Below are 15,701 nucleotides of genomic sequence, written 5' to 3'. Positions count from 1 at the left end.
AAAAGGATGCACTAGCCGCGAAACTAAACATCCTCCTCATAGTCAGGATAGTATAAAACTATTCCATTTAATAATATTCAAAAATACAAAAATTCATGAAGCATATAATTTCAGCGTGCTTTTTTTTATTCAGTTGTTGCATGTTTTCTCAAAACATAACTGTAACTGTTGACAAAACGGTAACCTTAAAAGAATTCTTTAAGCAAATTGAAAATCAAACCGATTTTAAATTTGCCTTTACCGATCAGGTTAATACAAGTCAAAAGTATTTTAATCAAAAAAACACCTATAAAAATATCGAAATCAAGGAACTTATTAATGAGCTTAATAAGAACGCTACGATTCAGTTTTCGATTGTAGGCAATAATATTTTCGTAAAGCAAAAAGCTTCTAAAACAAATACAGGCAGAATAAAAAAAAAGTTAACCGGTCAGGTACTTGACGATAACAATGAAACAGTTATTGGTGCAAATGTTTTTATTAAAGAATTGCAGACAGGTGCCACGACCGATAAAAACGGAATTTTTTCAATAGAATTGGATAAAGGAACTTACACCGTTGTGGTGAGCTATGTAGGTTTTAAAAATAAGGAAAAACAAATTACAGTTTCTGATGATGAAAAAATTAATTTTAAAATGGAATCCGACAGCCAGCAATTGGAGCAGGTGATTATAACCAACACCAAAGCAGTTGATGTAAGAAATACTCAAATGAGTGTAAATAAGCTTACTATGGAAGAAATAAAGAGAATTCCGGCTGCCATGGGTGAGCCGGATCCTTTAAAATCAATATTGACATTGCCGGGAGTTACAAATGCAGGAGAGCTTTCTTCAGGTTTTAATGTTAGGGGAGGTGCTGCCGATCAGAATTTAATTCTTTTAGACGGAGCTCCTGTCTATGGGGACTCTCATATGTTTGGTTTTTTCTCTGTTTTTAATGCAGATGCCATCAGCGGACTGGAGTTATATAAGGGTGGAATTCCTTCTAAATTTGGAGGAAGAGTTTCCTCGGTTCTTGATGTAAGCCAGCAAATCGGAGATTTTGAAAACTACAAAGTAAACGGTGGTATAGGTTTGATATCAAGTCGTTTATTGGTGCAGGGACCTATCCAGAAAGAAAAAGGTTCTTTTCTTATTGCGGGTCGTGCTTCTTATGCTCATTTATTTTTGAAACTTTCTGATAATAGTAATTCGGCGATGTTTTATGATATAAATGCTAAATTAAATTATCGCCTTAGTGCCAATAATACGATTGCATTTTCAGGATATTTAGGAAACGATGTTTTCGATATAAACGATCGTTTTGCCAGCACTTACGGAAATACAATGGGAATCTTAAACTGGAAACATAAATTTTCGGACAAGATAAATACCAATTTAGCGGTGTTCTACAGTGATTATAAATTTAATCTTGAAATTTCGACAGAAAATTTTGAATGGAACAACACCATAAAAACCTACGGTTTAAAATATGGCTGGAATCATGCTGTAACAGAAAAATTGAAACTTAACTACGGAATTGACGGTCAATATTATGATTTTAACCCTGGAACTGTACAGCCAACAAGCTCAGATTCGCAGTTTAATTACAAACAGTTTGATAAAAAATATGCTTTTGAATCGTCTGTTTATCTTGATTTTGAACATCAGCTTACAGAAAAATTAAATCTAAGATACGGGCTTCGTTATAGTATGTTTTATCGTCTAGGAGGTGAGACGATTAACACTTATGAAAACGGACAGGCAGTAGTTTACAATCCGTTGTATAATATTTATGAAGAAGGAACTCCAAACGGAAGTATCTCCTATAAAAGTGGAGCAACCATAAGTAAATTTGATAATTTGGAACCACGCGCAGCATTATCTTACGCTTTTAATGACAATACTTCGGTAAAAGCAAGTTACAACAGAATGGCGCAATACATTCATATTTTATCCAATACACAGTCGCCATTGCCAATGAGCATCTGGACACCAAGCGGACCCTTTACAAAACCACAGCTTTTGGATCAATATGCGGTTGGATATTTTAAGAATTTTAAAGATGGAGATTATTCTCTTGAAACCGAATTGTTTTATAAGAATATCCAAAATCGTATTGATTATATTGATGGTGCCGATATATTGGCAAACAATAATATAGAACAGGTTATTTTGAATGGTAAAGCCAGATCGTATGGTTTGGAATTATTACTTAGAAAAAATACCGGTGATTTTACAGGTTGGGTTTCTTACACATTATCAAGGGCAGAACAAAAAACTCCCGGCAGAACCGCAGCCGAACCAGGAGTTGCAAATGGTGATTGGTATTTATCAGGATATGATAAAATGCATAATCTGAATATTGTAGGTAGTTATGAATATAATAAGAAATGGTCTTTTAATGCTAATTTCTCCTTACAATCAGGTCAGCCTGTAACTTATGCAAATGGGTATTATGAGTTTGGAGGAATCAATATTCCTAATTTTTCATTGCGTAATGAAAACAGACTGCCACTTTTTCATCACTTAGATCTGGCGGCAACTTATACACCAAAACCGGATAAAAAGAAGGGCTGGCAAAGCTATTGGGTATTTAGCATTTATAATGTCTACAATAGAAAAAATGCCGCTTCGATGACGTTTGCAACAAACGAAGATACGGGAGCAAATGAAACCAGAAGACTGTCTATTTTTGGAATAGTACCTGGTATTTCTTATAATTTTAAATTTTAATGAATATGCAAAGGTTTAAACAATATAATTTTAAAAGTAAAGCACTGACTTTATTTAGCCTGTTTCTCGTACTATTTTTTGCATCTTGTGAAGATGTTGTAACGCTTGATCTGGAAACCGGAGAAACAAGATTAGTGGTAGATGCAGAAATTATTTGGCTAAAAGGGACAGATGGTAACGAGCAAACCATAAAAATTAGTAAAACGGCTCCTTATTATAATAATACAACACCAAAAGTTTCGGGCGCACAGGTACGAATTGAAAATACTAATGGTGATGTTTTTACCTTTAATGAGGCAGAAGCCGGCTCTTATGTATGTACTAATTTTGTTCCTGTAATAGGCATGGATTACACCTTGTATGTTACGGCAGAAGGGCAAAGTTTTACGGCTGTTGAAAAGCTGACTTCGGTAACACCAATTGATCGTGTAGAACAAGCGATGGTTCCAGATTTTGGAGGCGAAGATGTAATCGAAGTTACTTATTATTATAAAGATCCTGCTGATGCAGAAAATTATTATCTCACAGATTATAAATCAGAATCTTTAATTTTTCCGGAATATGAATTGACAGACGATGAATTTTTTAACGGAAATGAAGTAAACACAAGATTTTCGAATGAAGATAAACTGAAAGCCGGACATACACTTGAAATTACGCATCGCGGCATTTCGAAGAATTTCTATAATTATATGAATTTAATCTTAGAAATCTACGGAGGAAGCCCATTTTCTATTCCGCCAGGAAATATCAGAGGTAATATTATCAATACAAATGATGCCAATAATTATGCTTTTGGTTATTTCAGGCTTTGTGAAGCAGATAAAGTAGATTATTTGGTGCAATAAAATTAGGTTGTTAAAATTGATTTGTAATTACATCTGGCATATAAAATACTTTATGTCAGGTGTTTTTTTTTAATTCGTTTTCTAAAGAACAAAAACCTCCAAAATAATGACTTTGGAGGTTTTTGATTTTAGAGAATCAGGCTAAATCAATATTGAAATAACGCTGATTAATATTATTTCATCAGACTAATATTAGTCATACCGCCGTCTGAAAGGATTTCGGTACCCACTATAAAAGCCGAATCATCTGATGCTAAAAATACAGCAGCGTTCCCAATATCAGATGGAAGTCCTTGTCGACCAACAGGCGTAATATCGATCCAGATTTGTTTTACCTGCTCTAATTGTTCCTGCGGTACCAATTTCCCAAAAACAGGTGTATCAATAGAACCCGGAGAAAGTGTATTAACACGTATTTTTCTCGGCAGCAAATCCAGCGATAAACCTTTGGCCAAAGATATTATGGCCGCTTTTGCCGCTGCATAAATAGCCATTCCCGGGGCAGCGCGATGTGCAGCACTTGAACCAATAAGTATAACAGAAGCGCCATCATTTAAATAGGGAAGTGCTTTTTGTACCGTAAAATAGGCGCTTTTCAAATTCAGGTCCATATAGCTGTCGTAGCTTTCTTCTGTAACTTCGTTTATGGTTCCCATGGCAACACCATCTACAACGCCGCCGGCATTTACTACCAGAGCATCAATTTTTCCAAATTTGTCAGCGGTTTTTTTGAATACATTTTCCAAATCATCGCTGTTCGTAACATCACCTTTTATTGCTATAAAATCTTTGCCTAAAGTATTTACGGCAACATCAAGCGTTTTTTCATTTCTTCCGGTAATTGTACCAACGGCACCTGCGTTTTTAAATGCTTCTGCAATTCCAAATCCAATACCGCTATTACCGCCTGTAACAACCGTTATTTTATTTTTTAATTTGCTCATTTTCTTTTAAACTTGAATATTTAATAATAACCCCTAAAATTTCATTTAATACATAGAAACATAGATTTTAGACCTCTAAAAAGAGTGTGAAAAGAAACATGTTTCTTACACATAGCTAAACTTTGTGCCTTTTAAAGAAGTGAAACGCCTTTTTTGAACATGCAAAATCTATGTTTCTATGTGTTAAAACTAATTACACCCAACGGGTTAATAATATAATTGAGGAAGATTTATACACCGTAAATTCCTCCAGAAACAGAAATTTTTTCTCCTGTAATCCAACCAGCATCATCAGAAGCAAGAAATACAGCAACTTTGGCAATATCTTCCGGTTGTCCGGTACGCCCAAGCGGAGTGTTGGCAACAAATTTTGTTTCGGCTTCACTACCAATGAAACCTGCAGTATGCGAACCTTCAGTTTCTACAATGCCCGGTAAAATTGAGTTGATACGGATATTTCTTCCGCTGAATTCTTTAGACAATGCAATGGTAATGGCATCCAAAGCTGCTTTTGTAGCCGAATAAACAGATCCTGTTGCAAGCGGTGTTTTACCGGCTTCAGAACTGATATTGATAATATTACCGCCTTTATCGCCAAATAATTTTAGAGAAGCCTGAATTGTTAGCAATGATCCCAAAACATTGATGTTGAATTGCTGATGAAAAGAGTCTGCAGCGAATTCTTCGATTGGGGCATATTGATAAATACCGGCATTATTTACCAAAATATCCAAGGTACCAAAAGCGGTTTTTGTTTCTTCGAATAATCTTGCTACTTCTGATTCTTTTGATACATCGGCTTTTACAGCAATAGCTGTTCCTCCATTAGCTGTTATTGCTTTTACAACTTTTTCTGCATCTTCTTTGCTTGATGCATAATTCACTATAACTTTGGCACCTTCTGCAGCAAAAAATTTAGCTATTGAGGCTCCAATTCCTTTTGATGCGCCTGTCACTATTGCTACTTTGTTTTTTAACTTATTCATTATTTATATTTTTATGATTTTACAAAGGCAAATTTAGAGCAGATTAATTTATTTTAGTAACTTTGTAACTAAAAGTAACAGTAACCTTGAAGTAACAAAGTAACCTTATGGAGTGTACAGTACCTGAAAAAGAGCAACACAAAAAAGAGATGATGGCAGTCCAGGATTCAATGGATGTGCTTAGCGGAAAATGGAAAATTGCAATTATTTCCTCCGTTTGTTATTATAACAAAAGAAGATTTTCGGATATTTTGAATGATGTAGTTGGAATTTCAAACAAAATGCTGAGCAAGGAATTAAAAGAGCTTGAAGTAAACAAATTAATCAAGCGGACGGTTTTAGAAACACAGCCAATAAGTGTTCAGTACGAGCTTACGGAACACGGCAAAACCCTGCAGACAATAATTAATAATCTGACAGCTTGGGGAATAGAACACCGAAAAAAGATAATTGAAAAATAGAGATGTTATAAAAAAATAAACCAGACAAATAAAATAAATGTTCTGGTTTATAAAGTATTGTTTTGTTTTAGAATTAATTCAAGACAGCATCATTTGCATAAACGACACCTTCGTAACAGGCATTGTAAATATCTTTCAAATCTTCTACGCTGGTTACACGCGGATTAAAACCTGTACATGGATCAATGAATGCGTTGTTTGCAATATAATCCAGATTTTTATCCCAGTCTTCTTTTGAAATTCCGAATTCTTTTAGAGACGAAATATTATTCACTCTTTTTCTTAATCCTTCAATTGCCTGCGCTAATTCTTCGGCAGTTTGCAGTCCAATTACTTTTGCCAATGATGGAAATTTATTTGTAGCAACGCTATTATAACGAATTACATTCGGTAAAAATATCGCATTTGCACATCCGTGTGGAATACCGTATAACGCACCAACCTGATGAGATAATGAGTGAACAATTCCTAACCAGGCATTATTAAAAGCCAAACCTCCCATAAAAGAAGCGTCGTGCATGTTTTGGCGCGCTGCAATATTTGACGGATTTTTTACAGCTTCTTCCAGATTATCAAAAACAATTTCTAATCCGCCTTTTGACAATGCATCAGCAAAATTGTCATCAATATTAGAAACATAAGCCTCAACGCAATGTGTTAAAGCATCCAATCCTGTATTTGATGTAACGTGAGCAGGCATAGACGCACAAATTTCGCCATCTATTATAGCAATATCGGGAGTTAATTCGTAAGATACGATTGGGTATTTAACGCCTTTTTCACGATCTGTAATTACCGCCAAACCAGTTGTTTCAGTACCAGTTCCGCTTGTAGAAGGAATTGCGATAAATTTAGCCTTATTTCTTAATACCGGAACGCTGAAAGGTTTGATAAGCGAATCAAAATCAGTTTCAGGATGTTCGTAAAAAATCCACATTGTTTTGGCCGCATCAATAGCAGAACATCCGCCAATACCTACGATCCAGTCTGGCTGAAACGCTTGCATGGCTTCTGCACCTTTAAAACTTGTAGCAGATGAAGGATCTTCTTCAACACCATCAAAAACAAAAGTTTCAATTCCTGCCTCGTTCAAAAAAGCCAGAGCTTTGTCCAGCGTTCCGCTTTTTTTCATAGAACTTCCGCCGGTTACAACAAAAGCTTTTTTACCTTTTATATTTTTTAATTCTTCAAGACTTCCCGGACCGTGGAAAACTTCTCCTGCAACAAATAATTTGCTCATCTTTAATAGTATTTAATTATTGATGCAAAGTTAGCTGTGCGGGCAGGACAGGATGTTATACAAACAAGACTATGCGGTATAAATTTGCGCCAATTCCTGTTGCAGTTCAGTTGGGGTTTCTTTTAGTTTTGCCCTAACAAATTTATTAAGTGCCGATGGAGAACTAAATCCAAGATCGAATGCAATTTCTTTGTGAGAAAGATCAGAAAACAATAATTGTCTTTTGATTTCGGTCAAAATGCGGTTATGAATTGCATTTATGGCGGTTTCTCCACAATGTTTTTTGGTGATTTCGTTGAGTTTTTTTGGACTAATGGAAAGTTGAGAAGCATAATATTGCACTGTGCGCTCGCTTCTGTATTGCTCGTTTAAGAGTTTTTTGAAACCAATATAAATATGCTGATTTGTTTTTTGATGCAATACAGGATGTTGTCCGTGAACAGATTCTATAAGTCCCAATAAAAAAACTTTAATGTAAAAACGCGCCTGTTCTTTCTTGACAAGACTTGGTTTATTATAAATATTCTGGATGCTTTTTACAAGTGTAATTGCTTCTTCAAATTCCTGACCGGGAAGTGCCGTACAATTAAGATTGGCAGAAAGATTGACATTATAAGGGCTTAATTCATTTTTTAAAATATCGGAACAAAATAATACTTCTTCAAATAAAATTATTTTACCGGTTAAATCCTTGCTGAAGTTAGAGATAAAGCAAATTTGTTCCGGAAAAATGATAGAAATTTTTCCTGCTTTTAGAAAATGAATTTTGTCTTCGATCTGAACATCAACTTTTCCTGTTTCTACAATAATAATCAAAAAGTGATCATTTTTGTGAGGCTGCTGATAGTTTTGAATATGTTCTTTGTCTAAATCAAAAACGCGGAAAGATAAATTTTTGTCTTCTGCTTTTTCAATAATCTTCTTGATCTCCGACCTTTTTATATTCATCTTAAAAATTGCTGTTTTTGGCAAATTTACGGAAACTTATCAAGGTCATGCAGAATGCTGGGACAAAAACTATTCAAAGAGCTATTGTTTTGCTTGAATAATAAAGGAGAAATTTATTGCCAGTCAAAGATTTACATCTAAAAATAGTCATCGTTTTTTTGTTGAGATGAATGCAATTTTAGAGCCATAATTTTTACATATTTGATTTAAATTGTCTGTTTTTCCTCAGATTTTGGGTCGGTTCGCTTTATTTTTTGTACCTTAAAATTTAATTAATAAATAAGATGATGACAAAATTACGAATTTCATTGATCAACATTCACGGACTTTTGAAAGGCTCCGGCCTTGAGATTGGAAGAGATGCTGACAATGGAGGACAAACTAAATATGTTTACGAGCTTGCCGAATTTTTATCCCAACATGCAGATGTAGAGCATGTTGATTTATTTACCAGATTGATTGATGATCGCAGTCTTTCTCCAGAATATGCAGTTCCTATTGAAGTAGTAAATGAAAAATTAACCATAAGAAGAATTTCTTTTTTAGGAAAAAAATACAAACCCAAAGAACAATTATGGGAAGGTCTTGACACTTTTGTAAATGGCATTGTGCAACACATTAAAGTTCATGACATATTTCCCAACTGGATTCATTCGCATTACGGGGATGCGGGTTATGTGGCGAGCGAATTATCAATAATCCTGAATATTCCATTTGCTCATACGGGACATTCTTTAGGTTTTCATAAAAGAAAAAAATTGCTGGAAAGCGGGATAGACGAACAGGAACTCGAAAAGAAATTTAAGTTTAAAGCCAGAATTGCCGCCGAAGAAAGGACACTCGAACTATCAGAATTTATTATTACTTCGACAGAGCAGGAAATTGAAACTTATAAGCCGTATAAAAATTTTGATTTAGCCAAATACCACGCCATTTCCCCAGGTATCGATACCAGAAAATTTGTTCCTTATTATCATCTCGAACAGGATTTGGATAAGCAAATGGAGGAAGAACAAAGAAAATACTGGGTTGCCGAAACGATTTCTAAGTTTCTTACCAATCCGCACAAACCTTTTATATTGGCACTTTCAAGGCCGGATCGCCATAAAAACCTTCACACACTTATTGAAGTTTACGGCAAAGACAAAGAACTGCAAAGCATCGCTAATCTGGTTATTTTTGCAGGTATAAGAAAAGATATTTCACAAATGCCGGAATCAGAAAAAGATGTATTAACAGATTTATTGCTGTTAATGGATAAATATGATTTATACGGAAAAATGGCAATTCCGAAAAAGCATGATGTAGAAAATGAGGTTTCGATTATTTACCGTTATGCCGCCGAAAAAAGAGGGGTTTTTGTAAATCTGACCCTGCATGAAAATTTCGGTTTAACCGTAATAGAATCGGCTAGTTCTGGTTTGCCTGTTGTGGTTACCAAAAACGGAGGACCTTCTGAAATTATTCCGACCTGCCAAAACGGAATATTGGTAGATCCTTTAGATGTAAATGAAATTAAAAAAGCGGTACGAAATATATTAACCGATGAAAATCAATGGAAATATTATTCGAATAACGGAGCCATTAATATTCAAAAACATTACAGCTGGTTAAGTCATGTAAACCAATATGTTGAATTGATTAATGAGAATCTGACGCTTTCATCCGGGTCAGGAATTAAAAACAGACACTATCCCAATATTAATATTGAGCGTTTAAAAAGAAAAGTCGAAAACTTATTGGTTTCGGATATTGACGGAACGCTGATTGAACCCAAATTGAATAATCCGGGTTTAAAAGAATTAAAAGTGCATTTAGTAAATCGCACCAATAAAATGGCTTTTGCCCTGGCATCCGGAAGAAATTTGGCGCTGGTTAAAAAAGTGATTGATGAAGAACAATTTCCGTTACCGGATTTTATTATCTGTTCTGTTGGAACCGAAATTTATTATACAAATGGTACGGATTACATTTTAGATAAAGGCTGGGCGACTTTTTTATCAGGAAGATGGAAAAGAGATGATATCGAAAATCGTTTAAAAGTAATTCCCTGGATGAAACTGCAGGAAGAGGAAGCGCAAAATCCGTTTAAAATCTCGTATTATTATGATAAAGAAAAATACGATCATGAAGAGTTGGTTAAAGCTTTAGGAAAGGGATGGTATAAAATAAACATTATTCCGAGTCACGGACAGTTTCTGGATTTTATTCCCAAAAGAGCATCAAAAGGAAATGCAATTAAATTTTTATGCCGTAAATGGGCAATTCCTTTAACAAACGTAATTGCAGCAGGCGACTCAGGAAATGATATCGACATGTTCAGGGGTGCAATAAAAGGAATTATTGTGGGAAACAAAAGTATAGAATTAGATCATTATGAAACAACCAAAAGTATTTTTGTGGCAAAAAGCTCAGCATCTTTGGGAATTTTAGAAGGATTAAAACATTATAAAATAATAAAATAATATGTATTCAGGTTCAGGTTTTAGCAGTTGGGAAATAGGTGATGTTGATGTTTTTATTGATGAAAACGGACTTCATCATTTATTTCATTTGATTATTCCTAATCACGATTATATTGCACATGCCGTATCGCGTGATGGTCTTTCCTGGAAAAGGGTCAAAAATGCTTTGTGGGTTGGAGATCCCGGAGAATGGGATGACGATATGCTGTGGACAATGCATGTAAGTAAAAACACTGCGGGAGAAGGTTATGAAATGTATTATACAGGATTAAAACGCAAGGATAAGGGAATAATGCAAAAAGTGGGCAGGGCAGTTTCTCCGGATTTAATTCACTGGACGAAAGAAAACGAATATGGTCTTCCGTTAAAAAGTCAGGCACCTTATTATGAAAGTTCGGCCAATAATCCCCGCGAATGGATTAGTTTTAGAGATCCGTATAAGTATGAATTTGAAGGAGAAGATTATCTGCTAATTTGCGCCAGAAGTGCCATTGGACCAACGTACAGAAGGGGATGTATTGGTGTCGCAAAAAGAGAAGCGACTGGTTTTGTGCTTCAAAAACCGCTGCATGTTCCCTATGTATATGATGATGTGGAATGCCCTTGCGTAGTCGAAATAAAAGGAATGCATTATTTATTGGGTTCGATTCGCGAGGATATTAAAGTCCGTTATTGGTTTTCTCCTGATTTTAAAGGAGAATATCATGCTTTTCATAATAATGTGCTGATGCCACAAGGCAATTATGCCGCAAGAATTGTAAAAGAAGGCGATTACTTTTTGATCTACAATTTTTATTTTGTGGGAGGAAATGTCAACACGCATCGCGTAATTCCGCCACCAAAACAATTGGATGTTGATACGAGTGGAAGACTTTTATTAAAAACCTATCACCATTGGGAAACGATTTATCAGCGAACAATTGAGCAAAAGAACTTACCGATTCCGGTGCCAATTTTAGGAAATCCATCGGCAAATTTTGTTTTGGAACATGAAAATAAATGGCGTTTTGGATGCCGAAGCGGTTACGAAGTTTTTTGTTTTGAAAAACCATCGAATGATTTTGTTTGGGAAGGAACATTGGCGGTTGAAGGAATGGGAAAAACAGGTTTTGTAATTGAGTGTGATGAAGAAGGAACGGCCTATTATGTTTCGATTGATTTTGTAAATGGTTTTGTTCAGTTTCGAGCGTGGGGATTTAATGAAAAAGATGTCAAAAACAATTTTATCTTCGAAAACATTCAAACAAATCAATTTGAAATTGTCGACAAAAAAGAAATCTATTTTAAAATAATCCGTCACGGAAATTACTACGAAGTATCTATTAATGAAGTTGTTAAATTGACTTTGTTGGATTTTAAATACAGCGAAGGAAAAATAGGGGTTTATGTATGTTCTGCTATTGTATCCTTAAATGATTCGAAGATTCACGTAATTCCGGAACCAGAAAATGAATACGCAACTTCAGATCCAAATAAAGCTTTTGATGAATATTTGAAAAAATCGCATTAAGGAGGGAGAGGATAGAAGCAAGAGAATAGAAGCAAGAGAATAGAGAATAGAGAATAGAGAATAGAGAATAGAAAATAGAAAATAGAAAATAGAAAATAGAAGCAAGAGGATAGAAGTCAATGTCATTAAGTTGAGTTTTTTTTCTCATTTTATGTCATTTCGACGAAGGAGAAATCTCCGCGAGTAACTCCGCAACAATGATCAAATACTTTGTCGAGCTTCTAACGAAGATTTCTCCTTCGTCGAAATGACAAATAGTACGTAATAAAAATGCATTATGCCCCAACGGTTGAAACCGTTGGCAATGTTTATAAGTAAAAAAGAACACGAATTTCACGAATTTGCACTAATTTTTTAATAGTTAAATCTTAAAAAATTAATTCGTGCAAATTCGTGAAATCCGTGTTTTTAAATGTTATTTTTAGTAAGTTCCAAAATATTTCCGAAAGCTGCTGCAGCCTTATGAACCTGGATCACCCAATCATCAGCGGCATTGTCATCGGCACCGTCTGAAATATATTTTAAACATAAAAACGGAATATTTTCTTTCATGGCAATCATGGCAAGTGCGTAAGCTTCCATATCTACCACATCGTATATTTTGGTGGCATGACCCATTTCAAAACTATCACCAGTTCCACAAATACCGATTTGTAGATTATCCATTTCCAGACCATACTCAAGAATCGCTGGCAAATTAGAAAGCGGAGTTTGATATTGTGCAAATCCTAAACCTCTGACATCCATATCTCTTTGCACAAATTTAGTACAGCAAATAACATCTCCTTTTTGAAAAGAATTGCTTCCTGCTGATCCAAGATTTACAATTAAAGATGGTTTTTTGTTCTGAATAGCTTTGGTTAATTCATAAGCTGCATTTACTTTTCCGATTCCGGTAATGAGCGTATTTTGACCAACAAAAACATCTGCTGCTTCAGATTCTAATGCAAATGAGAATAATACATCTTTTAATGGAAAAGATAATTCGGGTGTAATTTTTATCATTAAACAAGTTTATTTTTCAATATGCAAAGATGCTCATTTCAACTAAATAATAGGTTATAGAAAGAAAGGATTTATGTCAATTGTTTGAAGTGTTTTTTTGTTCAGAAAAGAGATTAGATGATACTTAATACTTTATTTTCTATTAAAGAATAAAAAAAATAATTTTAAACTATATTAATTCGATAGAATTTGTATATATTTGCAAAGTAGAAAATTTCTACATGACTTATCCAGAAAGACTGAGGGAATAGGCCCGATGATGTCTTAGCAACCTGTTGCCAAATAAGGTGCTAAATCCTTCCGCTACGGCGGACAGATAAGAAAGATTTCGTTTAGTAATCTGAATAAGCTCATCAATATTAATTTTTTTATCATCAAATGAAAGCTGAGCTATTATTATACGCCAATTTAAAAGAAACCAATCTGCTATTTCAAGAAAACAAATCTTTAGTTTTTCGAATGCACGGCAGGTAATTTTTTCCAGTCTATTTCCTTTTAATGACGTTATGTTAGGCCATTTCAAATCGGTCAGGGAATACTTATGTTCAATTTTAAACCAAATTATTATGAAAAATTGGATTTATCCTAAAACCTATGGGTAAAGAAAAAAAATTACCACAGAGAACACTAAGTTTTTTTTTTACTCTTAGCTTTTGTAAAAGACAAAGTTCGCAAAGCTTTGTATTGATTTAGCTTTGTGAACTCTGTGCTTTTTTTAAGGCATTCTTAGATAAAAATCTTTGCGTTCTCTGCGGTAAAAAAATCGGTTATAAAACCATAAAAAATCACTTTGAAAATTTGAAATCTATAAAAGATTCAACCAGAAATAAAATATGTTAATTTAAAATGATAGGGAAATGAATGTTATTGAGAAGCAAGTAAAAACAAGCCAATTAGAAAAGTATTTTTCGAAATTTAGAGAAAATACAATAGGAGTAAATCACATTTTTGAATCCATTTACGGAAAGCAAAATTTATTATATGCTGACTGGGTTGCCAGCGGAAGATTATATATTCCGATTGAAGATATAATGCTCAATAAAATAGGTCCGATGATTGCCAATACGCATTCATTTTCAAGTCAAACCGGAAAAGCTTCAACGTATGCTTATCAGCATGCCAGAGCAATAATTAAAAAACACGTTAACGCCAATGAATCTGATGTTCTCGTTACCACAGGAACCGGAATGACAGCGGCTTTATCTAAATTACAGCGCTATCTGGGTTTGCGTACTGCCGATAATAAATTTCATTCTGAAACTGTCGATAAAACAGATAAACCAGTCGTTTTTATTACGCATATGGAACATCATTCTAATCAGGTTCCGTGGTATGAAACCAATGCCGATGTTGTCATTTTGCCTGCCGACGAGAACAATTTGGTAAACCCTGAAATTCTTGCCGAAAAAATAAAAAAATACGCCGACAGGAAACTGAAAATTGGTTCTTTTACGGCTTGCTCAAATGTATCCGGAATAATTACGCCTTATCATGAATTGGCAAAAATCATGCATCAAAATGATGGTTTTTGTTTTGTTGATTTTGCAGCTTCGGCGCCTTATGTAAAAATTGATATGCATCCAAAAGATCCTGAAGAACAATTGGATGCGATTTTCTTTTCTCCACATAAATTCCTTGGCGGTCCCGGAACCTGTGGTGTTTTGGTTTTTAATGAAAAGTTATATAAAAGCAACATTCCCGATAATCCGGGCGGAGGAAACGTAAAATGGACAAACCCATCGGGAGAATTCCAATATAGTGACATAATAGAAGTAAAAGAAGATGGCGGAACCCCGGGATTTCTGCAGGTAATAAGAACCGCTTTGGCTCTGGAACTAAAAGACCAGATGAAGGTAGAAAACATAAAAAACAGAGAAAAAGAATTGCTAGATCTTTGTTATGAAGAATTTAGTAAAATTCCGGGTTTATCTATTTTAGGAGATATTACCACCGAAAGAATTGGATGTGTTTCCTTTGTAATCGAAAATATTCATTACAATTTGGTCGTGAGACTTTTAAATGACCGTTTCGGAATTCAGGTTCGTGGCGGCTGGTCCTGCGCCAGTACCTATGCACATTATTTGTTTGATATTGATGAAGAAAAATCAAAAGAAATCACAAGCGAATTACTTCAGAAAAACCAAACCAATAAACCGGGATGGGTTCGTTTATCCCTGCATCCCATCATGACAAATGAAGAACTTTTGTTTATTTGTGACGCTATAAAGCAAGTTGCGCAAAATTATCAGGAATGGCAAAAGGATTACCAATACAATAGTTCTTCCAATGAATTTGAGAATTTTGTATTTGAAGAAAATATTGAAAAAGAGGTACAAAAATGGTTTGAGTTTGAGTAATATAATGTGCTTTTTTAAGCCGTTGGGTGTAATGTATAAAGTTTAATTAAACACATAGAAACATAGATTTTATGATTTTGAAAAAGTAAATCCAAAAGAAACTAGTTTCTCACACATAGCTATGTTTGTTAATGCAAGTGAAACGCCTTTTTTGAGTAGAATAAATCTATGTTTCTATGTGTTAAAGCAATTTCACATAACAGGTTTTAAAATCTCATTTCAT

At 34.5% G+C, this 15,701-nt stretch carries 11 protein-coding genes and 1 riboswitch; of the genes, 6 read left to right on the top strand and 5 right to left on the bottom strand.

Annotated elements, in window-relative coordinates:
* The first annotated feature begins 95 nt into the window (after positions 1-95).
* Both SD960_RS11790 and SD960_RS11785 read left to right on the top strand, forming a co-directional pair.
* Positions 96-2,714 (top strand): TonB-dependent receptor, encoded by a 2,619-nt coding sequence (locus tag SD960_RS11790; protein WP_318803299.1) that lies wholly within the window; start codon positions 96-98, stop codon positions 2,712-2,714.
* A 5-nt stretch (positions 2,715-2,719) separates the two neighbouring features.
* A complete protein-coding gene (locus tag SD960_RS11785; protein ID WP_318803297.1) occupies positions 2,720-3,562 on the top strand; it encodes a DUF4249 domain-containing protein in 843 nt (280 codons plus the stop codon).
* A gap of 173 nt (positions 3,563-3,735) precedes the next feature.
* On the opposite strand, the gene SD960_RS11780 is transcribed toward SD960_RS11785, so the two are convergent.
* Both SD960_RS11780 and SD960_RS11775 read right to left on the bottom strand, forming a co-directional pair.
* Complete coding sequence (locus SD960_RS11780; protein ID WP_318803296.1) at positions 3,736-4,506, bottom strand: SDR family oxidoreductase; 771 nt, start codon at positions 4,504-4,506, stop codon at positions 3,736-3,738.
* Between the two features lie 230 nt (positions 4,507-4,736).
* Complete coding sequence (locus SD960_RS11775) at positions 4,737-5,492, bottom strand: glucose 1-dehydrogenase (protein WP_318803295.1); 756 nt, start codon at positions 5,490-5,492, stop codon at positions 4,737-4,739.
* A gap of 107 nt (positions 5,493-5,599) precedes the next feature.
* Between SD960_RS11775 and SD960_RS11770 the strand changes: the two genes are divergently transcribed.
* Positions 5,600-5,953, top strand: coding sequence for a helix-turn-helix domain-containing protein (locus tag SD960_RS11770; protein ID WP_318803294.1), 354 nt, complete (start codon positions 5,600-5,602; stop codon positions 5,951-5,953).
* Positions 5,954-6,026: 73 nt separating this feature from the next.
* Here the strand turns inward: SD960_RS11770 and SD960_RS11765 are convergent, their stop codons facing one another.
* Together SD960_RS11765 and SD960_RS11760 are read right to left on the bottom strand one after the other, a co-directional pair.
* On the bottom strand, positions 6,027-7,193 hold the full coding sequence (locus SD960_RS11765; protein ID WP_318803292.1) for an iron-containing alcohol dehydrogenase: 1,167 nt from the start codon (positions 7,191-7,193) through the stop codon (positions 6,027-6,029).
* A gap of 69 nt (positions 7,194-7,262) precedes the next feature.
* Positions 7,263-8,141, bottom strand: a complete 879-nt coding sequence (locus SD960_RS11760) for a helix-turn-helix transcriptional regulator (protein WP_318803291.1) — start codon at positions 8,139-8,141, stop codon at positions 7,263-7,265.
* 284 nt (positions 8,142-8,425) lie between these two features.
* Here SD960_RS11760 and SD960_RS11755 point away from each other — a divergent pair, with 284 nt between their 5' ends.
* Together SD960_RS11755 and SD960_RS11750 are read left to right on the top strand one after the other, a co-directional pair.
* Positions 8,426-10,606, top strand: coding sequence for an HAD-IIB family hydrolase (locus SD960_RS11755; RefSeq protein WP_318803288.1), 2,181 nt, complete (start codon positions 8,426-8,428; stop codon positions 10,604-10,606).
* Between the two features lies 1 nt (position 10,607).
* Positions 10,608-12,116 carry a glycosyl hydrolase family 32 gene (locus SD960_RS11750; RefSeq protein WP_318803287.1) on the top strand — a complete coding sequence of 503 codons (1,509 nt, stop codon included), beginning with the start codon at positions 10,608-10,610 and terminating at the stop codon, positions 12,114-12,116.
* A 408-nt stretch (positions 12,117-12,524) separates the two neighbouring features.
* Here the strand turns inward: SD960_RS11750 and SD960_RS11745 are convergent, their stop codons facing one another.
* A complete protein-coding gene (locus SD960_RS11745; RefSeq protein ID WP_318803284.1) occupies positions 12,525-13,121 on the bottom strand; it encodes a nucleosidase in 597 nt (198 codons plus the stop codon).
* 223 nt (positions 13,122-13,344) lie between these two features.
* Positions 13,345-13,444: riboswitch (SAM riboswitch) on the top strand.
* A 534-nt stretch (positions 13,445-13,978) separates the two neighbouring features.
* Here SD960_RS11745 and SD960_RS11740 point away from each other — a divergent pair.
* Positions 13,979-15,478, top strand: a complete 1,500-nt coding sequence (locus SD960_RS11740; RefSeq protein WP_318803282.1) for an aminotransferase class V-fold PLP-dependent enzyme — start codon at positions 13,979-13,981, stop codon at positions 15,476-15,478.
* Positions 15,479-15,701: the final 223 nt, after the last annotated feature.

Origin of the sequence: Flavobacterium sp. MMLR14_040 (assembly GCF_033657265.1) — a bacterium.
In the GTDB taxonomy this organism is placed as follows: Bacteria; Bacteroidota; Bacteroidia; order Flavobacteriales; family Flavobacteriaceae; genus Flavobacterium.
Note: the sequence above shows the minus strand (reverse complement) of the source record. Positions and strands in the feature narration are given on the sequence as shown.

Bases quoted from the DNA above. Each gene is read 5' to 3' on its own strand.
- SD960_RS11745 (WP_318803284.1), bottom strand. From the start codon at position 13,121: ATGATAAAAATTACACCCGAATTATCTTTTCCATTAAAAGATGTATTA.
- SD960_RS11790 (WP_318803299.1), top strand. From the start codon at position 96: ATGAAGCATATAATTTCAGCGTGCTTTTTTTTATTCAGTTGTTGCATG.
- SD960_RS11770 (WP_318803294.1), top strand. From the start codon at position 5,600: ATGGAGTGTACAGTACCTGAAAAAGAGCAACACAAAAAAGAGATGATG.
- SD960_RS11750 (WP_318803287.1), top strand. From the start codon at position 10,608: ATGTATTCAGGTTCAGGTTTTAGCAGTTGGGAAATAGGTGATGTTGAT.
- SD960_RS11760 (WP_318803291.1), bottom strand. From the start codon at position 8,141: ATGAATATAAAAAGGTCGGAGATCAAGAAGATTATTGAAAAAGCAGAA.
- SD960_RS11740 (WP_318803282.1), top strand. From the start codon at position 13,979: ATGAATGTTATTGAGAAGCAAGTAAAAACAAGCCAATTAGAAAAGTAT.
- SD960_RS11775 (WP_318803295.1), bottom strand. From the start codon at position 5,492: ATGAATAAGTTAAAAAACAAAGTAGCAATAGTGACAGGCGCATCAAAA.
- SD960_RS11785 (WP_318803297.1), top strand. From the start codon at position 2,720: ATGCAAAGGTTTAAACAATATAATTTTAAAAGTAAAGCACTGACTTTA.
- SD960_RS11780 (WP_318803296.1), bottom strand. From the start codon at position 4,506: ATGAGCAAATTAAAAAATAAAATAACGGTTGTTACAGGCGGTAATAGC.
- SD960_RS11765 (WP_318803292.1), bottom strand. From the start codon at position 7,193: ATGAGCAAATTATTTGTTGCAGGAGAAGTTTTCCACGGTCCGGGAAGT.
- SD960_RS11755 (WP_318803288.1), top strand. From the start codon at position 8,426: ATGATGACAAAATTACGAATTTCATTGATCAACATTCACGGACTTTTG.